General features: G+C 52.6%; 25 protein-coding genes and 1 riboswitch. Of the genes, 4 read left to right on the forward strand and 21 right to left on the reverse strand.

Annotation, left to right across the window (positions count from 1 at the left end; all coding sequences use genetic code 11):
* The first annotated feature begins 88 nt into the window (after positions 1–88).
* Together M891_RS0105135 and M891_RS0105140 are read left to right on the forward strand one after the other, a co-directional pair.
* A complete protein-coding gene (locus M891_RS0105135) occupies positions 89–958 on the forward strand; it encodes a carbohydrate ABC transporter permease (RefSeq protein ID WP_028538068.1) in 870 nt (289 codons plus the stop codon).
* Positions 955–1776 carry a carbohydrate ABC transporter permease gene (locus M891_RS0105140; protein WP_028538069.1) on the forward strand — a complete coding sequence of 274 codons (822 nt, stop codon included), beginning with the start codon at positions 955–957 and terminating at the stop codon, positions 1774–1776. The genes M891_RS0105135 and M891_RS0105140 overlap by 4 nt, the downstream gene beginning before the upstream one ends.
* Positions 1777–1856: 80 nt before the next feature.
* Here M891_RS0105140 and M891_RS0105145 read toward each other — a convergent pair whose 3' ends face one another.
* The 16 genes from M891_RS0105145 to M891_RS0105225 form a co-directional block, all read right to left on the reverse strand.
* The gene (locus M891_RS0105145; RefSeq protein ID WP_028538070.1) at positions 1857–2348 is read right to left on the reverse strand and encodes a hypothetical protein; all 492 of its coding nucleotides are present in this window, start codon (positions 2346–2348) and stop codon (positions 1857–1859) included.
* Complete coding sequence (locus M891_RS0105150) at positions 2338–4167, reverse strand: sensor histidine kinase (protein WP_028538071.1); 1830 nt, start codon at positions 4165–4167, stop codon at positions 2338–2340. The genes M891_RS0105145 and M891_RS0105150 overlap by 11 nt, the downstream gene beginning before the upstream one ends.
* A complete protein-coding gene (locus M891_RS0105155) occupies positions 4164–4844 on the reverse strand; it encodes a response regulator transcription factor (protein ID WP_028538072.1) in 681 nt (226 codons plus the stop codon). The genes M891_RS0105150 and M891_RS0105155 overlap by 4 nt, the downstream gene beginning before the upstream one ends.
* Before the next feature lie 374 nt (positions 4845–5218).
* Entirely contained in the window at positions 5219–6502 is a 1284-nt protein-coding gene (locus M891_RS0105160) for an ABC transporter permease (RefSeq protein WP_028538073.1), read from the reverse strand.
* On the reverse strand, positions 6495–7400 hold the full coding sequence (locus tag M891_RS0105165) for an ABC transporter ATP-binding protein (protein WP_009224066.1): 906 nt from the start codon (positions 7398–7400) through the stop codon (positions 6495–6497). The genes M891_RS0105160 and M891_RS0105165 overlap by 8 nt, the downstream gene beginning before the upstream one ends.
* Before the next feature lie 38 nt (positions 7401–7438).
* Positions 7439–8371, reverse strand: coding sequence for an ABC transporter ATP-binding protein (locus M891_RS0105170; RefSeq protein ID WP_028538074.1), 933 nt, complete (start codon positions 8369–8371; stop codon positions 7439–7441).
* Positions 8368–8784: a GntR family transcriptional regulator gene (locus tag M891_RS0105175; RefSeq protein ID WP_016313610.1), complete on the reverse strand. Its 417-nt coding sequence runs from the start codon at positions 8782–8784 to the stop codon at positions 8368–8370. The genes M891_RS0105170 and M891_RS0105175 overlap by 4 nt, the downstream gene beginning before the upstream one ends.
* A gap of 45 nt (positions 8785–8829) precedes the next feature.
* Positions 8830–9552: a hypothetical protein gene (locus tag M891_RS0105180; RefSeq protein ID WP_028538075.1), complete on the reverse strand. Its 723-nt coding sequence runs from the start codon at positions 9550–9552 to the stop codon at positions 8830–8832.
* A gap of 210 nt (positions 9553–9762) precedes the next feature.
* Positions 9763–10227: a DUF420 domain-containing protein gene (locus tag M891_RS0105185; RefSeq protein ID WP_016313612.1), complete on the reverse strand. Its 465-nt coding sequence runs from the start codon at positions 10225–10227 to the stop codon at positions 9763–9765.
* A gap of 74 nt (positions 10228–10301) precedes the next feature.
* Positions 10302–11249 (reverse strand): cytochrome c oxidase assembly factor CtaG, encoded by a 948-nt coding sequence (gene ctaG / locus M891_RS0105190; RefSeq protein WP_028538076.1) that lies wholly within the window; start codon positions 11247–11249, stop codon positions 10302–10304.
* A 186-nt stretch (positions 11250–11435) separates the two neighbouring features.
* Complete coding sequence (locus tag M891_RS0105200) at positions 11436–11756, reverse strand: cytochrome C oxidase subunit IV family protein (RefSeq protein WP_028538077.1); 321 nt, start codon at positions 11754–11756, stop codon at positions 11436–11438.
* A gap of 3 nt (positions 11757–11759) precedes the next feature.
* The gene (locus M891_RS0105205; RefSeq protein ID WP_016313616.1) at positions 11760–12386 is read right to left on the reverse strand and encodes a cytochrome (ubi)quinol oxidase subunit III; all 627 of its coding nucleotides are present in this window, start codon (positions 12384–12386) and stop codon (positions 11760–11762) included.
* Entirely contained in the window at positions 12383–14233 is a 1851-nt protein-coding gene (ctaD, locus tag M891_RS0105210; RefSeq protein WP_051135009.1) for a cytochrome c oxidase subunit I, read from the reverse strand. The genes M891_RS0105205 and ctaD overlap by 4 nt, the downstream gene beginning before the upstream one ends.
* Before the next feature lie 98 nt (positions 14234–14331).
* On the reverse strand, positions 14332–15390 hold the full coding sequence (coxB, locus tag M891_RS0105215) for a cytochrome c oxidase subunit II (protein WP_016313618.1): 1059 nt from the start codon (positions 15388–15390) through the stop codon (positions 14332–14334).
* A gap of 844 nt (positions 15391–16234) precedes the next feature.
* The gene (gene map / locus M891_RS0105220) at positions 16235–16990 is read right to left on the reverse strand and encodes a type I methionyl aminopeptidase (RefSeq protein ID WP_028538078.1); all 756 of its coding nucleotides are present in this window, start codon (positions 16988–16990) and stop codon (positions 16235–16237) included.
* Positions 16991–17131: 141 nt separating this feature from the next.
* The gene (locus M891_RS0105225; RefSeq protein ID WP_009224055.1) at positions 17132–17320 is read right to left on the reverse strand and encodes a hypothetical protein; all 189 of its coding nucleotides are present in this window, start codon (positions 17318–17320) and stop codon (positions 17132–17134) included.
* Positions 17321–17590: 270 nt separating this feature from the next.
* Between M891_RS0105225 and M891_RS0105230 the strand changes: the two genes are divergently transcribed.
* Both M891_RS0105230 and M891_RS0105235 read left to right on the forward strand, forming a co-directional pair.
* Complete coding sequence (locus M891_RS0105230) at positions 17591–18760, forward strand: MGDG synthase family glycosyltransferase (protein WP_028538079.1); 1170 nt, start codon at positions 17591–17593, stop codon at positions 18758–18760.
* Positions 18761–18819: 59 nt separating this feature from the next.
* A complete protein-coding gene (locus tag M891_RS0105235; protein WP_028538080.1) occupies positions 18820–19158 on the forward strand; it encodes a DUF4870 domain-containing protein in 339 nt (112 codons plus the stop codon).
* Between the two features lie 25 nt (positions 19159–19183).
* On the opposite strand, the gene M891_RS0105240 is transcribed toward M891_RS0105235, so the two are convergent.
* The 5 genes from M891_RS0105240 to M891_RS24560 all read right to left on the reverse strand — a co-directional run bounded on the left by M891_RS0105240 (position 19184) and on the right by M891_RS24560 (position 24185).
* Positions 19184–20551: a nucleobase:cation symporter-2 family protein gene (locus M891_RS0105240; RefSeq protein ID WP_028538081.1), complete on the reverse strand. Its 1368-nt coding sequence runs from the start codon at positions 20549–20551 to the stop codon at positions 19184–19186.
* 35 nt (positions 20552–20586) lie between these two features.
* Positions 20587–21177: a xanthine phosphoribosyltransferase gene (locus M891_RS0105245; RefSeq protein ID WP_028538082.1), complete on the reverse strand. Its 591-nt coding sequence runs from the start codon at positions 21175–21177 to the stop codon at positions 20587–20589.
* A 171-nt stretch (positions 21178–21348) separates the two neighbouring features.
* Positions 21349–21449: riboswitch (purine riboswitch) on the reverse strand.
* A 125-nt stretch (positions 21450–21574) separates the two neighbouring features.
* A complete protein-coding gene (locus M891_RS0105250) occupies positions 21575–21880 on the reverse strand; it encodes a hypothetical protein (protein ID WP_028538083.1) in 306 nt (101 codons plus the stop codon).
* A 270-nt stretch (positions 21881–22150) separates the two neighbouring features.
* A complete protein-coding gene (locus M891_RS0105255; RefSeq protein WP_028538084.1) occupies positions 22151–22954 on the reverse strand; it encodes a zinc ribbon domain-containing protein in 804 nt (267 codons plus the stop codon).
* Between the two features lie 271 nt (positions 22955–23225).
* The gene (locus M891_RS24560) at positions 23226–24185 is read right to left on the reverse strand and encodes a hypothetical protein (protein ID WP_051416842.1); all 960 of its coding nucleotides are present in this window, start codon (positions 24183–24185) and stop codon (positions 23226–23228) included.
* Between the last annotated feature and the right edge of the window lie 13 nt (positions 24186–24198).

Raw genomic sequence — 24198 nt, forward strand, 5'->3', positions numbered from 1 at the left:
TAAGTGCTCGCTCACGTTCTTTTTTTCAAGGGTACGTAAACGTTTACTAGCAACTAAGGATTCAAGCATTTTTTAAGGAGGAATAAACATGACGAAACGCCGTACGGCCTTTTATTGGATGACTTTACCCGCTCTCGTGTTGTTTTTTGCTTTTCACACCTACCCAGCGCTTCAAGGCATTTTCTATGCTTTCACAAACTGGGACGGCTTCAGCAAAAGTTATGATTTCATCGGTCTGAAGAATTTTATTAATGTATTTAAAGATTCGAATGTCCTGGATTCATATATCTTTACGTTCAAATATGCGATTACAGCCACGATCCTTATTAACGTACTCAGCCTGTTGATTGCACTGGGGTTAAATGCAAAAATTAAGGCTAAAAATTTCTTTCGCGCCTTCTATTTTCTGCCCAACGTCCTTGGTGTTTTGATCATCGGTTATATCTTTAACTACCTGTTCTCCAACGCCTTCCCGATCTTAGGTGAGAAGTTAGGCATTGATTTTCTCTCGACCAACCTTCTTGGGAAACCGGACTGGGCCTGGGTTGGTGTCGTCATCGTCGGGGTCTGGCAAGCCATAGCCTACAATACGATTCTTTACTTGGCCGGCTTGCAGACGATTCCTGCCGACCTGTATGAGGCTTCGAGTCTCGATGGTGCCTCCAAATGGAAGGAGTTCTGGAAAATCACTTTTCCAATGCTGGCCTCGTTCTTCACCATCAACATGGTCCTGGCTATGAAGGGCGGGTTAATGGTCTTTGACCAAATCGTTGCATTAACCGGAGGCGGACCGGGTACAGCCACCCGATCAATCGCGTTATTGATTTACCAAGGTGGCTTTACTGGCGGTGAATTCGCTTATCAATCAGCAAATGCGGTCATCTACTTTATCGTGATCGTCGCCATTTCTCTGTTCCAAATTAAAGTTCTACAAAGACGGGAGTTGGATCAACTATGACTAAGAAAACCAATTGGCTCGCAACGATACTCATTGCGCTTGGCTCCCTTTTCATTTTGTTCCCGCTATATATGACCGTGAGCATCGCTTTGAAAAATCCGGAGGAAATGGCTGGCTCAATATTCTCGTTGCCGACAGGCCTCCATTTCAGCAATTTTAAACGGGCTATCGAAGCCACCAATTTCTTTCAAGCCCTCGGCAATAGCTTTGTCATTACTGCCGTATCGGTTGTTTTTATTCTATTGACCAACTCGCTAGTTTCTTATGCGATCGCCCGGAACATGAACCGCAGGTTCTTCAAAGGGCTGTACCTTTACTTTATCAGTGCGATGTTCATTCCGTTTCAAATTATTATGCTGCCTGTCGTTAAAGTAACAACTGACTTAAGCATGAATAACATTCCCGGTCTGATCATCCTGTACATCGTTTATGGTCTGCCGTTTAACGTCTTCGTGTATGTCGGTTACATCCGCTCCATACCTATTGAGCTGGAGGAAGCAGCGACAGTCGACGGGACGTCTACCTGGGGGACCTTCTGGCGGATCATCTTCCCGCTGCTGGCGCCAATCAGTGCTACGGTTGCGATTCTGTCCTGCCTGTCAACGTGGAACGACTTCCTGTTGCCGCTCATTTTGCTGGCTGATCCAACTCAATATACACTGCCGCTCGTGCAATACGTGTTCCAAGGCCAATTCAGCACGGACTATAATCTGGCCTTCGCCTCCTATTTACTGGCGCTGTTGCCGATGGTTATCGTTTATCTGTTCCTTCAGAAATGGATCATTAGCGGGATTACGCAAGGAGCTGTCAAGGCTTAAGCCGAACGGTACACCGTTGTGCTTTTCCAAAAAGAAGACCCAAGCCTCCATTCATTCCAATGATGGCTTGGGTCTTCTTTTTATTTTAACGTAATTTCTTTCTCCCAGGTCACTTCCTTACCTTGATCATTCGCGAAAACAAAGGTGACCTTGCCAGTTTCGTCTTTCATTTCGTCAGGATAAATGAAGCCCATAAACTGTCCGTTACCGCTGATATAGAATCCGTTTCCGCCTTCTTGACCATGCTTAATGGCTTCCTCCAACGTATTTACGATGTTGTTTTTCTCGGATGTCCAATGGATCTCCTTCAGCATGTAGCCTTCCGGTGCTTTTTTGACCGTGAAGTCAAAGCTTCCCCCTTCAGCCAGCGGTTTCGGGGTTTGATCGATGACGATCAGAATGTCGCCGTTGGCCGCATTCTCCGTGCTGGCGTTATCATCAGACGTATTGGCAGAATTGTCGTTTGTTGTTGGCTCTTGCGGCGCTCCACTTAATGATTTATTCCCGCATGCGCTCAGCATCAATACCGCAGTCAGAGCTGCCATCAAAAGTACCAGTGTTTTATTTTTCATCATGAGTTTCTCCTCCGTTTATGTGATCTTGATGGGCTAAGGTAAAATAGAACGCTACACCTTGCTCCGTATTCCGAGCACCGTATTCACTGCCATGCAGCTCCAAAATATGCTTCACGATCGCCAGCCCCAGCCCGGTCCCGCCGGATTTGCGGTCCCTCGAACGTTCTGCCCGGTAAAATTGGTCCCAAATCCGGGCCAGATCCGCCTCAGGAATCGTGGGGCCTACATTTTCGATCGTCGCCGTGATCTTTCCATTCACTTCCCGATGCAGTTCAATGCAGATGATGCTTTCCTCCCGGGCGTGGCGAACGGCGTTGCTTAGTAAGTTCAGGACTACCTGCTCAATCCGTCTCGGATCGGCCCAAACCGTCATCTCCTCCACATGGGATGAATGCAGTCCGCTTTTCTCATAACTAAGTGTCAACTTGATTTGAAGCCCCTTGGCTTCCAGCTGCTGATCAAAGGACTCGGCTACCCGCTTGACGAGGCGGGACAAGGAGAAGCTGCGCGGTTGCAGTTGGATCTTCTTCACCTCAAATTTGGACAGCTCCAGCATATCCATAATCAAGGCGTTCATTCGATCGGTTTCGCTGACGATCAATGCCAGATAACGCTCTTTTTTGTCGTCTGCCACTCCGTCCTGCAGCCCTTCCGCAAACCCCTTAACGATGCCTAGAGGTGTTTTCAGCTCGTGAGATATGTTGGCGACGAGCTCTTTGCGCAGCTCCTCTGCTTTCCGCTTCTCCTCTACATCCTGCTGCAATTGACGATTAGCCAGGGTCAGCTCCTTCAACGCTTCGTCCAAATTGCGCGACAGCCGGGCCAGATTGCGGGACAGCTCGCCGAACTCGTCCTTGGACCGAGCTTCCGGCACTACAGAGAAATCCAACTCCGCCAGGCGGGCAGCCGTACGATTCAAGGCAAGCAACGGACGGGACACCAGCCGCGAAAAGATCAGGGACAGCAGAACGACCAGCACAAGGATCAGCGGAGCCAGCACAATCACATAATTTTGAAGAATGTCCACGGCTTCTCCAACCGGCTGCAATGAGCTTAATGCGATCATGTAATGCGGACCCCTCTGCTCTTCGTTGGCGAGCGGCTGAAGCAGTACAGCGTACTCGACACCGCTCCACGGATCCCGCCATTCGAATCGAACGAGTCCCTCTTGAAGCAGCTCCGTTTCGGAGGAATTAGTTCTGTAAATTTGCTCTCTCCAAGCTTGAACCGCATCATCGATCAACGAATCCTGATAAAACGGATTATATGAGCGAGAATGGGGCTCCGGCAGCAACAGATCCTCTACCTTGCCTTCCACCCGCACCAGCCCGAGATCAGGCTCACGACTCGCTTCTGCCGACAAATGAATCTCCACGGGATTCATAATCGTATCCAGCTGATCCATAAACATCCCGTCGACCGTCAGCTGATCGCCTTTCACAAATTTCGGAATCTCTTCCCAGGTTGTCCCTTCCGTCGGAATGACGACCTTGATCTTCTTCCCGCTTAACGTCTGCAAATCGATATAATAAGGTTCATAGTGAAGCTGCACAAATTCTCGACTTAATATAGCGATACTGGCGTCGTGCCGGTTCATGTATTCGCCTAACAGCCGGGAGACTTGCTGGTCATCGTTGGGATGCTCGCTGAACTGCTTGGCAAAGCTCCGCATGCTCTCGACCAACCGGTTGATTTTGGTCTCCCGATAGAAGCGCTCGAAGAACATGCCTTCAGCCACCATGACGACCGAGAAGGCCAATAACACCAGCACCGAAGTGACAATGAACAACTTAAAAACAACGCTATGCCTTCTCATATGTTCACATCGAATTTATAGCCTGACCGGATCACGGTAACGATGTACCGACCTTCGTCTCCCAGCTTGGCTCTTAATTTTTTGATATGGGTATCCACGGTACGTGAGTCGCCCAAATAATCGTATCCCCAGACCGCATCCAAAATGGCCTCCCGGGTTAACACCTTGCCAGCATGCTTGACCAGAAAGATCAGCAACTCATACTCCTTGGGCGTTAAATTCACCGCGGTCCCTTTGACGGCCACGACATGTGCTTCGCGATTGATCGACAAGTCGCCGAACACTTGCACCTCGCTGGCCCGGCCAACCGTGCCTTCCTTTCGTTTCATCAAGGCCGTGGCGCGGGCGACGAGCACCCGGGGGCTCAGCGGCTTTGTCACATATTCGTCGGCGCCCAGCTCGAATCCGAGCAGCTGATCGTCGTCCTCGGTTCGAGCCGTCATAATGATGATCGGTACATCCGATTTGCCGCGAATTCGCCGGCAGACGGACCAACCGTCCATTTCAGGCATCATGATGTCCAGCACGACCAGATCAACAGGGGTCTGCTCGAAAATGTCCAGCGCGATGCGGCCGTTCTCGGCTTCGTGGACTTCCCATTGTTCTTTTTTAAAATAATCGGTGATAAACTCACGCATCAGTGCGTCGTCTTCCACCAGCAATATACTTCGTTTCATCCCGACATCACCTTGCTCCTATTCTAGCCTATTCATTCCCCTTCTATGAACTCGGTCGACACCTCCATTTCTCCTTGCAAAACCAAGTATAAAGCAGTGATGTGTCTGCCGTGTGAACTTGACGTGACCAAGAAAAAAAAAGAGGCGCTCCGCTGATCGCAGAAAGCCTCTGCTCAGGTATCCCGTTAGTTCTATGCATTGGTTTTCTATCTAACATTGACAATCAGGCTGTGAAGTCTTCACCAACCTGTAAAGCGATTTTCCCCAAATAATGACGGTTCAGCATCTGATGTGCCTTGCACCACATAACTTTGCTTAAAAGAAAAGCCTTGATAGACGAACGTAAGTCTACCAAGGCTTATTGCACTTATGAACTAGATCTTATAGGCTTTCATTGCTTTGCGCAGCTCTTTGAAGGTTGGACGCTTACCGTACAGCAGGACACCGGTGCGGTAAATCTTCGCCGACAGCCAGCCGAACACGAAGATCGCAATAGCCAGGACGATCAGCGAAGCCGCAATTTCCCAAATTGGCGGCTCCCCGAGGCCAATCCGTACGATCATCGACACCGGTGAAACGAACGGGATGAAGGAGCTGACCTTCATGAGCAGCGAGTTAGGCGTGCCCAAGCTGAAGATCCCGATATAGAATGCCGCCAGCGACAGCATCGTAATCGGCATCACCGCTTGCCCCAGCTCTTCGGTCCGGCTGACCAGCGAGCCGACCGCGGCAAACAGTGTAGCATACAAGAAGTAACCCAAGATATAGAATACTAGGCCAAGCACTAATACTTCCACGCGGATATCAGACAGATGCAGATTGAAATCCGCCAACACCGGCTGGTTGTACGGCAGCGAGATATTAATCGCAATCACTGCGGCAAAAACAGCAATTTGCAGCAGCCCGATAAAAAACATCCCAATAATCTTCCCGAACATTTGCGCGAGCGGCGATACGCTGGTGATAAGAATCTCCATAATGCGCGAGCTTTTCTCTGCAGTGACTTCCGCCGAGATCATATTCCCCGTCATCATTATGGTCATGAAGAACAGGATGATGAGTACATATACGATAACGTAATTAATTGCCCCCATCGCTTCCGTCGGATTGCCGCTTTCACCCGCACCAGAATCCGGTGAAGCCTTCACCGCATTGATTTGGATCGGCGTGCTTAACGCAGCGATTTGCTCTTCTGTCAGCATGCCTTTCGTGATATACTCCGCCTTGACGTTCTGGAGTGCCGCTTGCAGCGCATTTTGCAGCCCCATTCCCAAACTGTCTTTCTTCGAGGTGTAGGTTACTGCTGGGAAGACACCGCCGTCTCCTTCAGCAAACTGCAGATACCCATCGATCTCCCCGGCTTCAATTGCCGCTTGCAGCTTGGCTTTGTCCGCTTGCTCGTAAGGAACCAACGTGTAGCCTGCTGCCGGCTGCTTCTCTGTATAGACTTCCAGCGACTTCGCCAACTCCGGTTGCCCTTCGTACACAAGGCCAATCTTCGTTGGTTGATCATCCCCGCCGGTAAATTTATCGATAAAATAAGGCACATGCAGCCCGATCGTCACCAGCAGCGCCAAGACCAGCGTCGTAATGATAAAAGATTTTGTACGCACTTTATTCATGAACGTAAAGCCAACGACCGTCCCCATTTTATTCATTGGATTCACCTACCTCTTTAATAAAGATCTGATTCAGCGTAGGCTCCTTAATTTCAAAATGCTCTACTTCGCTGACCTCCATCGCTCTACGCAAAATCTCTTGTGCTGCCGATACCTGCGAGATCCGTACCAGATAGCCGCGTTCTTTCCGCTCCACCTTCTCCACGCCTGCGATCCGCTCGAGCCCTGTTACTTCTCCGGCTGTATGCAGGAGCACTTCTTCGCGAGGATAACGTTTTTTGATCTCTTGCAGATTGCCCTGCAGCACGGTATTTGAACGGTGCAAAATCGTGATGTTCCGGCACAGCTCCTCCACATGCTCCATCCGGTGAGTGGAGAACAGAATGCTGGTGCCTTGATCGCGCAGCTCCTTCACCGTCGCCTTCAGCAGCTCGACGTTAACCGGGTCCAAGCCGCTAAACGCTTCGTCCATAATAACAATTTTAGGTTTATGAACAACCGCGGCGATAAAGCCCATTTTTTGCTGATTGCCTTTGGACAGCTCCTCAATTTTCTTATCGTAGTATTCCGGCACTTCAAATCGCTCGAGCCAGTATTTCAGGCTCTTGTCAGCCTCTGCTGCAGACATGCCGCGCAAGCGGGCCAGGTAGATGATTTGGTCGCTGACCTTCACCTTTGGATACAACCCGCGTTCCTCCGGCAAATACCCCATTTGCGATTGCAGCTCCCGGCTGTAAGGCTTGCCGTTGTACAGAATTTGTCCGCCGTCCGGATAGATCAACCCCAGCACCATCCGCATCGTTGTCGTCTTCCCGGCACCGTTGGCGCCCAGCAAACCGTAAATCTCGCCTTCCTCTACCTGAAGCGAAATGTTGTTGACCGCCGTTTTCTCGCCAAACTGCTTCATGACATTGTCCAGTACCAATGGTTTCGCCATATTCCCTCTCCTTCTTCGCTACAAAATAATTGATGCGATTAAACCAATGTCGCCGTGGATGGGGTTACCAGCTTCGCCGGTGAATGCCCTTGAATCCACAACTGCAAAATCTCATCTAACTCGAGGCTGCGGGTTTGCATCACCTGCAGGCCTTTGGCGGCTAGACTCTGCTGCAGTTCTCCTTCGTACTGCTCTTGAACGATCAGCTTCGTCACCTGCGGTCCATCTACGCGAAGAATCGTTCCCTCGGGCAGGTCGCCCGGCGAGCAATCGCTGCTGCGGATCCAAATCTCCTTCCAGCTGCTAAATAACTGATCCTTCTCGGCCATTCCGAGTATCTTCCCCTGGTGAATCAAAGCAATGTAGTCAGCCAGCCGCTTCACTTCCTCCACGATATGGGTCGCGATCAAGATCGTCATGTCCTCGCCCTCCATAAAGTCCCGGAGCTCGTCGATCATGCCCTTCCATGCGAAGGGATCCAGCCCTGAGGAGGGCTCGTCGAGCAATAGCAGCTTCGGCCGGGCAGCCAACGCTGCCGCGATCTCGTATTTCCGCCGCTCCCCCTTGGACATCCGGTTTAACCGTTCATTTCTCGGGACGTCAAACCGGTTCATGAGATCCTCAAAGAGCTGCTGATCCCAAGTTGGATACCATTGTGATCGGAACTCCGCTGCGCGCTCGGCGGTCATATAATTTTCTTCCGGTTCGGGCGCTTCCGAGACATATCCGATTTGTTGGCGCAGCTCAAGGGACAACTCACCGGAGCACGACTGGCCGAACCAACGAATTTCCCCCGCATCTGGCTGCAGCATTTGCTGAATTAATTGCATCATCGTGCTTTTGCCAGAGCCGTTAGGCCCTACGAGAGCCACGATATACCCCTTCGGCACTTGCAAATGTAACGGCCCGATCGTTTTACGGCGTCCCCGTTTCAGCGCTCCAATCAGCTCAATCGCCATCGGTTGTGTCATTCATCCGTCCCCTCCTTGTCTGGATTTGAGTTATATTTCTGTTGCATAACCTGCAAAAATAGCTGCTTCAACTCTTCCGCCCCGTATTGCATCGATTTTCCGGTATCTACCGCCTTCTCCAACGCTTCCTTCACTACAGCGGTGCGGTATTCATCCCGTTCGTCCGCGCCGACCTTGGCGACAAACGTTCCTGTTCCCTGCCGCGTCCGAAGCAGTCCCTCCGCCTCCAAATCTTGATAGACCCGGCGGACGGTAATGACGCTGCAGTTTAAGGCGCCGGCGAATTCCCGAATCGAAGGTAACAACGTACCTTCTGCGATCTGGCCGCTGACGATTAGGGAGCGAAGCTGCGACTCAATTTGATGATACAGCGGCGCTGCACTATTTTCGTTGATTTGAATGGGAATCCACACCTTTCTTGCTCACCTCCGCCTTACTCCCGTATTTCTCTGCCATCCTTAAGTCAAATCCCGCTTCATTAGTCTTCGCCGCGTCAGCGATAACAGGTAAGTGAACCCGAGACCGCCGACAGCTATGGAGCACCACATCATTGGTGAGAGTATGGTGTAACGCCGGGAGTTTTCCAAGATGAACGCCAGCAGGTTGACGTCAAGCCAATTCATGACAAAAGCGGCTCCCGCCAGCAACAGCATGAGCAGGAATGTTAACCCTAAATATACTTTGCCGCTCATCAGAAGCTCGCAATAAATAAACAATCCGTTAATCAGTAAGCTGTATCCCGTCCAGGTGAAGCAAAACACAAGAAAGGCTCCAAATTCCCACACCATACTATTCATCAGATACGTGACCAGATAAAGACCGCCGTAGAACAGAATCCCGTTGAGCAGCATCGCCGCTCCCAGTTGAATCAGCCTGCTTCTCAGCACCGTCTTCACCGAAATTGGCAACACGCGATAATATCGCAGCATTTGGGTATACGAATTTTCCCGAATATAGTTAAATGAGCGCCGAGTAAAAAAGAACCCTGTGAAAGGAACCATGATCAACATCAGGAAGTCGCTCATTGGATTTATCACGTACTGGACATGCTCTTGTGTTCCAATAAAGATGCCGAGCATCAGCGCAATGTACAGCATAAAGATGACATTCCAAATGAGATACATTCGATCGCTTTGCAAATCTCTTCTGAAGATCACCCAAGCGCCTTTCCAATTATCCATCGTTCATCAACCTCTTTCATTCCCATCTTCGTCCTTCGATCATCGACAGGCTGTGATGGCCACTGTGCTTACTGTTTATATCTTTATACACAGTATAATCTTTGCTTATTTCGATGTCAATGCTTCTTTCATCCACAAAAAAAAGCCAACAGCGCGATTCTTTACGAATCGGCCATTGGCCGTAGATAGATCCAGTATACTTACGATGATTTACATACCCAAAATAACTTCCCATACCGGCTTCGTATGGCCGCCTGGATACAGCAAATACAGCAGCACATAAACGACAACCCCCGTAATCGCCGTGCAAAACCAGATGACCGAGGTGACCCGTCCCCATTTGCGGTGTTTGGCGTACTTCTCCTTAAAGCCAAGCACCAATGTGGTGATGCCAAATACGGCTGCAACGGTCGCTAGAACGATATGGAAGGTGAGGAACGTCTGATAATAGCCTTTGAGGCTATCCGGTCCGCCCCACGACGTATTGCCGATAAATACAGTTCGCGACATATAGATCAGGAAGAACAGAAGCGCAGCCACAGCCGCCGCAATCATCGTCTTCTTGTGAGCTTCCCGTTTCCCTTTAATGATAAGCCCCCACCCGATCGCTACCAGCACGGCACTAATGACGATAAATGATGTGCTAAGCGTCGGAAATAACGTGAACAGATCCAATTTGCATCCTCCTAAACGTTTTGTGAGATAGCCTTCCAACCCAAGATCGCCGGCCGGCCTCCCATCCCGTTGACTTAAGATCCGGTCTGAGGCGGAGGTGGATTCAGCGTAGAGTTAGACAAAGCAGCCCCTTCCGCTTCTTCCTGGTCATTCTCGCGGTTTTCCTGCTTGTACCAATGATAAAACACGTACGCCAGCATCGACGCAAAGATGAATTCCTGAATGAACTTCATCAGGATTCCACCAACCTGCTGATCGATGTTCGGCTGCAAGTAGCCAAAAAATTGCGGTCCGCCGAACTGACGAAGCAGCTGCGCCGGGTCTCCAGTCACGCAATACCCCATCGCCCGCGCCCAGACAGCCGGATCGCTGTAAGTCGCGTACAGCGGCTCGTCCGCAAAAATAATTAAGCCGCAGGCTGGTGTGAGCAGCACCATGTTAAGGAAGATAAAACCCATTTTCTTAAGGCCCTGAACTCCTGCCCGCTCAGGCAACGGATTGACCAGCGTCCACCACATGAGAACTGCGGCGATAAACAAAATGACATAGTACACTCGATGCACGCCAAAATGAAGCATCACATAGTCATGCACGACCGGCAGATGATAAAACGAAAACAACCCGTTAAACACGACAGCTGCCACCACCGGGCGAGCCAAAAACTTCAATACTCTGAGCGGGCTTGAAGCCAGAAACGCTGTCACACGGCGCCAAACCCAAGGGGGCAGTCCCAGCATTAACAGCGGCGGCGCCAACAGATAGGACATCGCCATGCTGAGCATATGGAAGCTGAACATCATATGGCCGAGCAGTTCCACCGGACCGCCTTGTGCTAGATAAAGCAACAGCATCCCGGTGACAAACAACACTTTCCGTCCCACGGGAACGTGGACATCACCTTCAGCCCATTTCTCAGCGCCCGGCCCAATCAACACAAAATATCCGGCTGTCACCAGCAGCATGAAAGCCAAGAAAACCGGACTCCAGACCGCTGTGAAATTAAAATATTCTAACCCCAGCACGGCAAACCCTCCTTCCGCAGCGCGCTTAGTTCTGTCCAAATTGTGAACAAGTGGGTAAATACGACAAAAACGGTGACAGCATCCCAAGCGGGAAGGTACCGTTTTTGTGCTATACCTATCTTAACTATGCAGTTGAACCCGCAAAAGAGGGGGCCCGCCATCTGGCGAGAGCCTCCTCTTCTTCTCTTACCACCACATCCAATATAAAGCGGCAATAATCGCGGTAAATGCAACGAAAAATCCACCAGCCATGAAGATGATCGGGATCAAATGGCCCTTATCCTTCATGTGCATCCAGTAACCTAATTGAACCAGCACCTGCAGTACCGCCATCAACAGCAACAAAATGACGGTGAACGCGGTATTCACTCCGCCGGCTGCAACCGCTGCAAAAGCGATCAAGGTCAGAACGATGGAGAAAATAAACGCGACAATGTGTTTCTCCGGACCTTCATGCCGCTGACGGTGCTTTACCGTCGGTGAACCGTTTGATTCCTGATTGACCATCCGTTAGACCACCTTTCCGAGCAGGTAGACAACCGTGAAAATGAACACCCAGACAACGTCGATGAAGTGCCAGTAAATAGCCGACACGTAAATCTTCGGTGCCGTGACGACGGTCAGACCTTTTTTGAAGAGTTGCCCAATGAGCAAGGAAATCCACAAAATCCCGAACAACACGTGCGCGCCGTGGAAGCCTACCAGCGTATAGAACGCCGAACTGAACGCACTTGTGGTCATGCCGTAGTCTTCATGCAGGACATACTCAGCAAATTCATAAATCTCCAGCACAAGGAAGGCCAGGCCAAGCAGAACAGTTACAGCCAGCCAGCCTGCCAGCTTCCCTTTGTCTCCGCGGTGCATCGCTTGAATGGCGAACACACTCGTCAAACTGCTGACCAAGAGGATAAAGGTCGCAGCGGCCGTCATCCCCAAATTAAACAGCTCACTTGCAGACGGGCCATCGGCGATTTGATTCCGCAAGGTAAGGAAGGTTGCAAACAAGGTACCAAACAGGACGGCCTCGCCCCCAAGGAATAACCAGAAGCCCAAAATTTTATTACGGCCTTCCAGCGTTGCCTTCTCTGGTTCGTGCGGCAACGTACCTGCTACATGCGATGTGTTTGGTGCACTCATGCTTTGACCTCCTTCCCATTCAGTTCATCCGGTTCGATGTGCCAGCCGTGATCGTCAAACAAGGAACGGAGCAGCATCGACAAGAACGTAATCGCCAAGCCGAGGCCAACTACGATGTAATTGTTGAACAGGAAGTTCATCGCACCGTTACCAAAATCATCGTTCGCGAACATAAAGCCCAGACCAGCAATAAACAAACCTACCGACATAATAAATGGAAGAATCGTCGGCGAAGGCATATGAATCGGACCAACCGGCTCCGCCGGCGTCATTTCTTTGTTGCCAGCCATCTTCTCTTTCCAGAAAGCATCAATCCCGCGAACCAACGGAATTTGCTTGAAGTTGTATTCCTCTGGCGGAGAAGCAATCGACCATTCCAGCGTACGTCCATCTTCCCAGACATCACCCGGAACGCCCTTCGGTTGTCTTGCCGTAATTGCAATATTCACCAGGAACAAGATCACCCCAACGCCCATCAAGAAGGCACCGATCGTACTGATCAAGTTCAACAGGTCAAAGCCTTGGTTCGGCAAATACGTAAAGACGCGGCGTTGCATCCCTAGCAAGCCAAGGAAATGCTGTACGAAGAACGTCATATGGAAGCCGATAATAAACGTCCAGAACTCCCATTTGCCAAGCTTCTCATTCAAGACGCGGCCAAACATCTTCGGCCACCAGTAATGCAGTCCGGCGAACAAGCCCAGAACCAGACCACCTACGATAACATAGTGGAAGTGCGCTACGACGAAGTAAGTATCATGGTATTGATAGTCTGCCGGCGCCGAAGCCAGCATTACCCCGGTAACCCCACCCATAACGAACGTTGGGATAAAACCGGAAGCGAACAGGTTAGCCGTCGTAAAGCGGATTTGACCGCCCCACATCGTAAACAACCAGTTGAAGATTTTGATCCCCGTCGGAACGGCAATCAGCATCGTAGCGATGGAGAACAGCGCATTGGCCACCGGCCCCATCCCTGTCGTAAACATATGGTGCGCCCAAACCATGAAGCCCAGGAAGGCGATCAGGATCGTAGCGAATACCATCGAGCTATAACCAAACAACCGCTTACGCGAGAACGTACTTACAACTTCGGAGATGACCCCAAACGCTGGCAAGATCAAAATGTAAACTTCAGGGTGTCCGAAAATCCAGAAAATATGTTGCCACAATACCGGGTTACCGCCGCTTTCTACATTAAAGAAGTTTGCGCCGAGAATCCGGTCAAACGTCAACAGAACCAGACCTACCGTGATCGCCGGGAAAGCGAATAAGATCATGGCAGACGTTACAAATGTGGTCCAAGTAAACATCGGCATCCGCATAAAGGACATCCCCGGCGCGCGCATCGTAATGATCGTCGCCAGGAAGTTGATACCGCCGATCAGTGTCCCCAGACCAGCGATCTGCAAGCCGATCGTGTAGAAGTCAACCCCGTGTGTCAAGCTGTACGTCGTACTCGACAACGGCGTATACGAGGTCCAGCCTGCATCCGGTGCACCGCCCATCAACCAGCTCAGGTTCAGCAGCAGTCCACCAAACAGGAAGGTCCAAAATCCGAGAGCGTTCAAGAAAGGGAACGCGACGTCCCGAGCCCCGATTTGCAGCGGGATAACCGCGTTCATCAGGGCGAAGATCACCGGCATAACGCCAAGGAAAATCATCGTTGTGCCGTGCATCGTAATCAATTCGTTAAATTGCTGTGCCGATACAAAATCATTCATCGGTTTTGCCAGCTGCACGCGGATCAGCAATGCTTCGATGCCGCCGATTCCAAAGAACAAACCGCCCGCCACTAAATACAAAATGGCGATTTTCTTGTGATCGACCGTCGTCAACCAGTCCATTAACCCCTTGTGCCGCTTGACAGTGTGAGCATGAGCCAAGGTTTGTACCCCCTCTATTAATTCCTATCCATCCATGCCGTCCATAGAGGCACGCAAGATTAATAAGATAATTTGCTGTTAGCCAAGTAGTCGGCGATGGCTTCGATTTCAGCATCCGTTAATCCGAGATCTTCCTTCGGATTTGGCATTTTGTTACCTGGTTTTACCTTTTGCGGATCCGTCAGCCATTCCACCAAATTATCCTTAACCGGTTTGCCGTCGATCGGTTTGCCGGACGCTTCTGCATTATGTAAAATGCTCGCAACCGTCTCTCTGCTGCCGATCCCCGTCAAGTTCGGTCCCAGTGGCCCGCCTTGATCACCGATCGCGTGGCAGCTCAAGCATTGCGTCTTAAATACTTCCGCAACGGCTGGATCCTGAATTGTTTGTACCGGCGCCTTCATCGCTTCAACCCAACGGTCAAACGACTCTGGGCTAACCGCCTTGACTTTAAACTCCATGAAAGCATGGGATTTCCCGCACAGCTCGGCGCACTTCCCGAGGTAAACCCCTTCGTTCGTGGCTTCTAGCCAAGCTTTGTTAATCGTTCCGTCCGTATTGGTATCCGTTTTGCCGCCGAGCGAAGGCACCCAGAAGGAGTGCAGCACGTCAGCTGTCTTCAACTCAAGCGCAATCTTCTTCCCCGTAGGGATAATCATATCCTGGGCAGTCGTAATGCCGTAATCCGGATAGGTGAACTCCCACCAGAACAAATGCGAAGTGACTTTAACCTTCACCGCATTGGCATCCTTCGAATAATCTTCGCCAAAGGCAAAAACTTTCTGCACCGTTGCAACCGCCAGAATCAGAACCAGAACCAACGGAATGGCAGTCCAGATGATCTCCAGCTTATGGTTGCCTTCAACTTGCTTGGGAATGTCGTTTTGCCCCGGTTTACGGCGATACTTGATCCACACGTAAGCCGCGATCCCGAATACGATCAGCATGACTACAATCATGATCGTAATCGACAGTTTAATTAATCCGAGCTGCCCTTCAGCTACTGGACCCTGCGGTCTGAGCACGGACAGGTCTTCACGGCCGCATGCGGACAAGAGCAACGCTAGCATGGCAAACAAAGGTACTAGCCGCTTAACAGCCTTCCAAGGTTTCATCATTGATCTACCCCACTTCTTACGTTTTCTTCCGCAGCATCACAGAGATTTCCAGCCTGCGCAGCTCAAAAATCTACCTGTCTATCACGGAAACTACATTCCTGTCAATTACAACAATCACCTATTAAATATATGATTGAACCCCTCGTTTGTCAATGATTCAGGGGCAGTTCACAAATTGTTCAAAAATCCGAAAACCCGCGTCACAAAAGGTTTTGTGAACGTTTTCTCCAGTTCGACATCAAGTGAAAAGGCTGCCAATTTTGAACAAAACTCGGTGAATTGTGACGATTCCCTACTCTGCTTCATTTTTGACATTTCTTCAAACTTTATTTCATTTCAGCAGAAGAAATTTAAACATTGCCTCAGGTCAGGCGTGAAGGCGCGGCGCTGTTCGAGTGCGTGCAGGGGGAGTCTGGGAGTTTGAGGTTATGCTGCAGGGACTTACGTGGTCGTGCTGCGAGTAGTAGAAAAAAGTGGCTGTTGGGGAACGTGATGGTGCGGGCTGTGGCGCTAAACGTGTTGAAATGGTGAGAAACGAGTGGTTTGGTGCGATGCGTGTGACTTGGTGCGGAAGATGTGGTTTGGTGCGATGCGCGTGGCCTGGTGCGGAACATGTAACTCTAACGGAACGTAGCGACCTTATTTACACATTTCCCGGCTATTTCCCGCTGTAACGGAACCAGATGACCTTATTCCACGTTATGGGCTGCCAATTCCCCATCCCCGCTCCAAATAAGGTCTCCTGGTTCCATTAGAAATCAAGGCGCCGGCCTACTGGCCAAATAACGGCTCTATGTTCCGTTAGAACAAAAGAAAAAGAGAGCTTCCGCTCTCTTCGTCCACATTATTCCCCGTTGGTCAATACCAACGGTCCATCCTCCGTGATCGCCAGCGTGTGTTCATAATGCGCGCCAAGGCTGCCATCCGCGGTACGAATCGTCCAGCCGTCGTCCTCCCACAACACCGCACCGGTTTCCCCGCCGGTGAAGATCGGCTCGATCGTGATCACCATCCCCGGTCGCAGCGTCACTCCCGTGCGCGGCCGGCCGAAGTTCGGCACGTCCGGCGCTTCGTGCATCGACTGGCCGATGCCGTGGCCGATGAGCGGCTTCACAATGCCGATGTTCGCGGCCTGCGCTACGTGCTGCACCGCATATCCGATATCCCCGATCTTGTTGCCGGGGACTGCCTGCGCAATGCCAGCCATGAGCGCCCGCTCGGTGGTCGTCAACAGCTTCTCCGCCTCAGCGCTCACTTGACCGATCCGGTAAGACCAGGCGGAATCGGCCATCCAGCCGTTTTTGCCTACGACAATGTCGATTGTGACGATGTCTCCTAGCGCCAGCTTCCGATCGCCCGGGAACCCGTGGCAAACCACGTCATTAACCGACGCACATGTCGCAAACGGAAAGCCGTGGTATCCCTTCTGCTCCGCCTTAGCTCCTCGCTTCGCCAGAAACGACTCTACGAAAGCATCAATTTCCAGGGTCGTAATTCCCGGTCCGATCATTTTGGCGATTTCGCGGTGGCACTCGGCCAATATCCGTCCCGCCTCACGGATCCGCTTGATTTCCTCTTTGGTTTTTATGCGTACCTTCACATCTTGTTCTCCTTCCGCTGCCGCACGACGATTGATTTCGTGATGTTCCCGTCAGTTTAATATATGTGGGAACAGCAGAAAAAAACCGTCCCGAACGCCCAAGGCGCCGGAACGGCGAATATGCTTCGATTCAAATGGTCTTCAGGAAACAGACGAGTCCAATTTCCCGAGCTCATGCTCAACCAGGTGGGTCAATTCCTCTTCATAGCCGCCCATAATCCGATACTTGCGTACATATTCTTTCACGAACTTCTTCGGATCTTTCGGTCTGAAGATTCGGGTCATTTCCCGTAAACTTTCTTTCACTTCATCATGACCTTTTGTTGCCATACTGATTCCCTCCCAGAACGCTTAAGGTAAATGCTCCGATTTTGCGATGCCGAAAAGTGCGGGTTCAGATTCATGAAGCTATGCCGGCTATTTAGTTGTAATGGAAAGACCTCCTATTCCCTTATTGTAACATATTCAGAAGAAGGTTTCAGCTTTCTTCCAATCGTACATTTTTTATCCGCTTCACCTAATACTATTTATAAACGGGTGCAGGGGCAAACTACAAGCAGTTGAATGTCATTGCTGGACTTGAAGAGGAGGGATACATCCATGACTTCCCAATCTCCAAAAATTCTGATTTTATATGCCAGCTACGGAGATGGACATTACCAAGCCTCCAAAGCGGTGGAAGCCAGCTTGCGAAGCCGAGGCGTATCCGACATTACACTGCTTGATCTGATGGCCGAAGCGCATCCGCTGATTAACGGACTGACGAAGTTCGTGTATATACAGAGCTTCAAAACCATCCCCGGCCTCTACGGTTGGGTCTACAACGCCACCAAACAGATGCCGCAAGAAGCACCGCTGCTCGAGGTCATCAATTCGTTTGGCATGAACAAGCTGCAGCGAACCCTGCAGCAAGCCCAACCGAATTTGATCATCCACACCTTCCCCCAACTCACGATGCCCAGACTGCTGAAGCGGACCGGCCAATCTCTGCCGATGGCAAATATCATCACCGACTTTGACCTGCACGGACGCTGGATCCACTCCGGAGTCGACCGCTATTACGTCGCCACCGAGGACTTGAAGGCAGAAATGGTCAGCCGGGGAATCCCCGAGGAACGCATCCGAGTCAGCGGCATCCCGGTGAAGCCGGAGTTTCATCTGCAGCATCCGGACAGACAAGAACGCCTCCCTGGTCCACTTCAAGAGCTTTTCGTAAAAAATCACACCAACAACAAAACCACCGTCCTGCTGATGGCAGGGGCTTACGGTTCCATGCAGGGGGTACGCGAAGTAATAGAGCGGTTTATAGCACTGGAACATTACCGTGTGATCGCCGTTTGCGGCAGAAACCATGAGCTGTACCGTGCACTGCATGAGCAGCTCCCTCCCCATTCAGACGTACACCTCTTGGAATATGTTGATCAGGTCGCTGCCTTGATGCATCAATGCGACTGCATCGTAACCAAGCCGGGAGGGATCACCTTGTCCGAGGCGCTGGCTTGCCGACTGCCGGTGTTTGTCTATCGTCCTGTCCCAGGGCAAGAGCTCAATAATGCACGTTATTTGGCCCAAAAGGGCGTGGCCTGCATCACCCGAACCCCTGCAGAGCTGACCGAGGAAATCGATGCGCTATTCCAAGATCCACACCGGCTAACCGAGCTTCGCCAAAAAATAGAAAACCTCCGTCGGCCGGAAGCCGCGGAGGTGATTGCAGACGATATTTTAGAGCAGTGGTTCGCGCCCAAGCAGGCCGAGCTAGTTCTTTCATAAGGGGGCTCGTCATACATTTAGGATAAGACAATCCTCTCCTGAAAGTAGGTGTCGTCCTGATGTCCCCTTTTAAATCATCCACCGGCCTCTACGAAAATGTCGCCGGCTTCCTGTGCTACTTGCTTGCGTTTGTGGGTGGAGTTGCGTTTCTCGTGCTCGAGAAGCGCAGCCGATACGTGCTGTTCCACGCCCTTCAGTCGGTTATGCTGTTTGGCGGGTTGATGCTGGCTCATGCCTTGTCCGGCTTTCTACCGGTCATCGGCGTGGTCGTCAATCTGCTCTTGACCGTGCTGGGCGTTACCCTTTGGGTGGTCATGATGCTGGCTGCGCTCCAGGGCAAATGGCTGAAGCTGCCTTGGATCGGCGAACTCGCAGAAAAACAGCTGCAACGGATGTAATTCACCCGCGAGATCGAGGCACATTTTATGCGGTAGCTTTGGCGGTTTCGCTTGGTTCAGCAGCCCCATTCAGCTCAGCTGCCTTGCGTTGGCCCTTCCAGCCGTTAAACAGCAAGTTCAGCACAATCGCCGTAAAGCTGCCGGCAACGATACCATTGTCCACCAGAATCTGCAGCTTAGCTGGCAGTTGGTCGAACAACTCCGGCATCACGGTCACACCCAGCCCCATGCCGACGGAACAAGCGATGATCAGCAGATTTTCATGCCGGTTCAAATCCACTTGGTCCCCCAGCATCCGAACACCGGAGGACAACACGAGGCCAAATAACGCGATCATCGCTCCGCCGAGCACCGACGTCGGCACGAGCTGCGTTAATGCAGCGATCTTAGGTACGAAGCCGATCAAGATCAGCAGCGCACCCGCTACTACGATGACGTCCCGGGTTTTCACCCGGCTCATTTGGACAAGCCCGACATTTTGAGAATACGTTGTGTACGGAAACGAGTTGAAAATCCCGCCAAGCATGATCGCCAGCCCTTCCGCCCGATACCCCCGCGTCAAATCCTTATCCGTAATTTCTTTATCCACGATTTTGCCAAGCGCCATAAAGACGCCGGTCGACTCGGCAACGCTCACGATCGCGACCAGAATCATCGTCAAAATCGCCGAAGCGTGAAACGTAGGTGCACCAAAATAAAACGGTTGTACCGCATGAAACCAGCTGGCTTCCTTCAGCGGCGTCAAATCCACTTTACCGGCAAGCGCCGCCACCAGCGTCCCGGCAATCAGCCCCAGCAAGACGGAGATGGAACGCAGAAAGCCCTTGGCAAAACGGTTCATCAAAATCACGAACAGCAATACCCCAAAGCCCAGCGCGAGATTCAGCGGACTCCCAAAGTCGGGATTGTCCCCTGGACTGCCGCCGCCAAGATCCGTAATCGCCACCGGGATCAGCGTAACGCCGATAATCGTGACCACGGAGCCGGTAACCACCGGCGGAAACAACGCAATCAGCTTGCCAAACAAACCGGCAAACAGGAAAACAAACAGCCCGGAGGCAATAATTGCGCCGTAAATCGCGGAGACCCCTGCGCCGTCGGTCAGCCCGATGGTAATCATCGGCGACACCGCTTGAAATGCGCAGCCCAGCATGACCGGAAGCCCGATGCCAAACAGGCGGTTGCCCCAGACTTGAAGCAACGTGGCGACACCGCAGGCCAACAGGTCGATGGCGATCAGGTAAGTCAGCTGCTGATTAGTAAAATCAAGCGCTCCCCCAACGATCAACGGGACGATGACAGCCCCGGCATACATCGCCAGTACGTGCTGCAGTCCTAATGAAAAGGTTTTAAGCGGATGACGGTGTTTCTGAAAAATACGTTCCCGTTTCATAAAAATCTGGTTCCTCCCCGATTTAATAGTTCATCTCATGAATAATTCGGTGTTTCTTCCACGAACGTCACCGCACCGTCTTCCAACGAGGCCACCCGAACGAGCGATTCAACGCGGTACCCCGCTTCCGTAAGCAACCGTCCTCCCGGCTGAAACGACTTCTCGATGACGATCCCGATGCCGGCGACCGAAGCCCCGGATTTCTCTACAATGCGGGTCAATCCAAAGGCTGCCTCACCGTTCGCCAAAAAGTCGTCCACGATCAACACCCGATCGGCTGCATGCAGAAACTTTTTCGACACCGTGATCTCGTTGGTTTCCCGCTTGGTGAACGAGTAGACTTTTTCCACAAAAATGTTGTCCTTCAGCGTCAAGGATTGATGCTTGCGGGCAAAGATCATCGGCACATTCAGCTCCAACGCGGTCATAATCGCCGGGGCAATCCCTGACGATTCAATCGTCAGCACCTTCGTAATCCCTTCTTCGCCAAAGCGCCGGGCGAACTCGGCCCCTATTTCCTTCATCAGCACCGGATCCATTTGGTGGTTAAGAAACGAGTCGACCTTCAGCACCTGGTTGCCGAGAACAATCCCTTCTGCCATCACTTTGTCTTTTAGCAGTTTCACTCCTGTTTCCCCTCTCCTTCAATCATTCATCACATGAACTAAACGCAAAAAAGCCCATTTCTCAACGGAAATGGACTTTAAATTTAGAAAGCACCGAATAAGCCCGAACTGCAATACCAGGCGATCAGGACGGCTAGAAGCCTAAAGCTGATCCCCTTGATTCCTGGGCGCATGCGAGGCGGTACTTTCCGTAGTCCGATCATTTCCGGTGATCAGGTAGAGACGCGCAGGCCCATTCCTGCACTTATACGGAAAATTCATGGATTCATATATAACACACAATGCTAGAAGTATAACGCATTCCGCCCGGGTAGAGAAAGAGGAATCTTTTAGGGTTCTGTGAAAACTTTGCAAAGCCCTGCGCGAAGCAGTGCCGTCTAACCGCACCAGAGCTGGTTTAAAGCGGCTTCGGCTCCTGCGGCAATAGATGGGTGAGCAATGTTTTTAACTCGCCGTCTTCTTTGTACGTCTTCTCCCCTGTGTCAAGGCGGCGTACCCGGATCTCGCTGTAATCAGCACCGGCTTCCGTCGGCTTAAACAGCAGATGCTCCCAATCTTCTAAACGCAGCTTATATCCCATCTCATCGAACATTTGCAGATAGTCCGCTTCGGTTGGCGTCTTTCCTTGATCGAGAAAAAGCAATCCGCGCAGGTGCTTCACTTCATCCTTATGTACGACGTCAAAATGTACAATGCATTCCATGTGCTGCACGCTCCTGTATCCAGTTCTATGCGGTATAGCATCTCCTGCAGCAGGCAGTCGCATCCACTTGAAGCCGAGCGCCCGCGATAAGAAAAACGGCACGACAGCTGCGGAGCTGCTGGGATTCCCTAACCCAGCCCCTGGGCCGCCGTACCGGCGTAGACCGCATGCTCTTAACTATACTTACGAATCAGCGTGCGGCTGCGGCAGTATACTTTTTGACAACCTGATGAACTTTTTGAAGCAACCAGCCGTTCCCGCAGTACGACGCTAGATTTGTTCAGAGCCGCAATGCGGGCACCATTTTGTCCCTTTGACCAGCGTCGACGAACAGATTTGGCATTTCACCGTAGCCACTCCGCCGATGATCACTTCAGGTTGATCCAAATTCTCCGGTTGTGGAGCGACAGCGTCCTGCTTCCAGCTGCGAATACGGCGATCCAGCTCCTCCTGACGTCTGCGTTCCCGCTCCAGCTCGCGCTGGAGACGCTCTTCTTCCTCAGGATCGATCGGCTTCACCGCTTCCGATACGGGCTCTGGCTCCCGCTGCTCCGCTTTCTCCCGAACAAGGGACGCAGCAAGCTCCAGCGTATCCATCTCGTCCACCTCGACTTGCTTCATCACAGGCGGCTCGACACTCGCGGCGGCCTCGCTGGCTGCCGGGGACTTCACCGGCTCCTGGACCGGCTTCAGCAGCTCGGTTGGAACGGCTCGCTTCGCCACGGCCAGCTTATGGCCGCAGTATTGGCAGAACAAGGCATCCTCCGCGACGTTCCGACCGCAGGCGCCGCATAAGCGCTCATTCTTGAGCTCGGCGATTTTCATCCGAATCTCGTCGCGTTCCTCCGTCAGCAGATCGCAGGTTTTGGCCAGTTCGAGCATCTCTTTCTCCGCTGCAGCCATATCCTTCTTCCGATAAGCTTCATAGAACACTTCGCCCATTTTATGAAAATATAAATCAAGCTCACGTTCGATATTTGAAATTTGAGTGTTTAGTTTACTAATCTCCACGACATTTTGCGCGCGATCGGTAACCTTGCCCGCACCGTCTTTCAAGCGTTGTAAAATTTTCATGACATGATTCCTCCCCGCGAAATATTCATAATCATACCAGATTTTGCAGCCCCATGAAACCGTCCTGCGACTCAGGAAGCGGCCTCTTCGGGTTCTCCGCAGCCATCCAGCTCCAATTTAGGGACTCACATGCCCCTTGGCGCTTCCCTGCTGGCCGCAGCGAATATTTCGGGGTGGGTGTGGCGAGGACGCGGCCAAGAAGGGGACGCGCATGCTACAGCGCGGCTTCTAGGCGCCGGCACCGGGAGGCCGGACTGACCATGCCCAGCGGTCAGTCCGGCTTGCGGCGCAGCGGGGCGGCGAGTGCCTCCGCCCGCTGCATGACCCGCTCGGCGACGAGCGCCAGCCCCGTCGCCGCCCCCCGCACGCCGGGCAGCAGCGCTGCCCATGGCGCGGGGTCCGGGCCCGCCTGCGGCGCCTCGGCGCCTGCCGCCGGCGGGCCCACAGGGCCGAGTTCCACGTCGACGTCGTGGAACTCCGGCCCAGGCTCGTGCAGCCGGCCTTGCTCGGCTGCTTCCGCCAGCCGCTCGGCCAGCGGCGGACCGCCCGGGCCGGCGGCCTCGCGCCGGGCGCTGTCGTGCGGCCCGGCGGCACGGCGCAGCGCCGCTTCGGCGTCCGCCAGCGGCGCCTCGGCGGCCCAGGCCGCCCAGACGGCGGCGAGCAGCGCCTCGCGCGTCCAGCCGAGCTGGCGCAGCCGCAGCTCGGCATCAGCCGCCCAGGCCGCACGGGCCGCGGCCAGCGCAGGCGCCAGCCGGGCGCAGCCCGGGTCGCCGCACGCGCAGTGCACGCCGCCAGGTGCGCCTGGCGTCGCAGCCCCCTGGCCCGCATCAGGGCCAGGGGCGGTCCCTGCGCCGCGGGCCGGTGCGTTCGCGCGGGTGCCTGCGCCCGTGGCACCGCCTGCCACATCGCCCGCGCCCGCAGCAGCGCCGCCGTCTGCGGCATCGCCCGCATTCGCGGCCCCGGGTGCCGCCGAGCCCGTGCCAAGCGGCCACGGCGCGTGCTCGGCCGGCAGCAGCTTCGCTATGCTGCCGGCTCCATCTTCGGCCAACGCCGCCACCAGGCGCGGCCGTTCCGCGAGCTTGCGCAGCAGCGCCTGCTTATCCTGCGCTGCGACTGGGGCCAGCGGGATCTGTACCACATGATTCCGTTCCATCTCGACCTGCAGCCCGCCTGCTTCATAGCGGACAACCGGCTGGTCAGGTTCCTGCGCGTTCGTCTTGGGCCTGGTCATGCATGCTCCTCCT

Source organism: Paenibacillus sp. J14 (assembly GCF_000518465.1).
GTDB classification, from domain to species: Bacteria; Bacillota; Bacilli; order Paenibacillales; family Paenibacillaceae; genus Fontibacillus; species Fontibacillus barengoltzii.

Coding starts and splice junctions, on each gene's coding strand:
- M891_RS0105160 (WP_028538073.1), bottom strand. CDS start 6,502: ATGAATAAAATGGGGACGGTCGTTGGCTTTACGTTCATGAATAAAGTG.
- M891_RS0105240 (WP_028538081.1), bottom strand. CDS start 20,551: ATGAAACGGGAACGTATTTTTCAGAAACACCGTCATCCGCTTAAAACC.
- M891_RS0105200 (WP_028538077.1), bottom strand. CDS start 11,756: ATGGTCAATCAGGAATCAAACGGTTCACCGACGGTAAAGCACCGTCAG.
- M891_RS0105230 (WP_028538079.1), top strand. CDS start 17,591: ATGACTTCCCAATCTCCAAAAATTCTGATTTTATATGCCAGCTACGGA.
- M891_RS0105225 (WP_009224055.1), bottom strand. CDS start 17,320: ATGGCAACAAAAGGTCATGATGAAGTGAAAGAAAGTTTACGGGAAATG.
- M891_RS0105145 (WP_028538070.1), bottom strand. CDS start 2,348: ATGAAAAATAAAACACTGGTACTTTTGATGGCAGCTCTGACTGCGGTA.
- M891_RS0105180 (WP_028538075.1), bottom strand. CDS start 9,552: ATGGATAATTGGAAAGGCGCTTGGGTGATCTTCAGAAGAGATTTGCAA.
- M891_RS0105255 (WP_028538084.1), bottom strand. CDS start 22,954: ATGAAAATTTTACAACGCTTGAAAGACGGTGCGGGCAAGGTTACCGAT.
- M891_RS0105165 (WP_009224066.1), bottom strand. CDS start 7,400: ATGGCGAAACCATTGGTACTGGACAATGTCATGAAGCAGTTTGGCGAG.
- M891_RS0105140 (WP_028538069.1), top strand. CDS start 955: ATGACTAAGAAAACCAATTGGCTCGCAACGATACTCATTGCGCTTGGC.
- M891_RS0105155 (WP_028538072.1), bottom strand. CDS start 4,844: ATGAAACGAAGTATATTGCTGGTGGAAGACGACGCACTGATGCGTGAG.
- M891_RS0105150 (WP_028538071.1), bottom strand. CDS start 4,167: ATGAGAAGGCATAGCGTTGTTTTTAAGTTGTTCATTGTCACTTCGGTG.
- M891_RS0105135 (WP_028538068.1), top strand. CDS start 89: ATGACGAAACGCCGTACGGCCTTTTATTGGATGACTTTACCCGCTCTC.
- M891_RS0105250 (WP_028538083.1), bottom strand. CDS start 21,880: ATGGAATGCATTGTACATTTTGACGTCGTACATAAGGATGAAGTGAAG.
- coxB (WP_016313618.1), bottom strand. CDS start 15,390: ATGATGAAACCTTGGAAGGCTGTTAAGCGGCTAGTACCTTTGTTTGCC.
- M891_RS0105205 (WP_016313616.1), bottom strand. CDS start 12,386: ATGAGTGCACCAAACACATCGCATGTAGCAGGTACGTTGCCGCACGAA.
- ctaD (WP_051135009.1), bottom strand. CDS start 14,233: ATGGACTGGTTGACGACGGTCGATCACAAGAAAATCGCCATTTTGTAT.
- M891_RS24560 (WP_051416842.1), bottom strand. CDS start 24,185: ATGACCAGGCCCAAGACGAACGCGCAGGAACCTGACCAGCCGGTTGTC.
- M891_RS0105235 (WP_028538080.1), top strand. CDS start 18,820: ATGTCCCCTTTTAAATCATCCACCGGCCTCTACGAAAATGTCGCCGGC.
- M891_RS0105170 (WP_028538074.1), bottom strand. CDS start 8,371: ATGACACAACCGATGGCGATTGAGCTGATTGGAGCGCTGAAACGGGGA.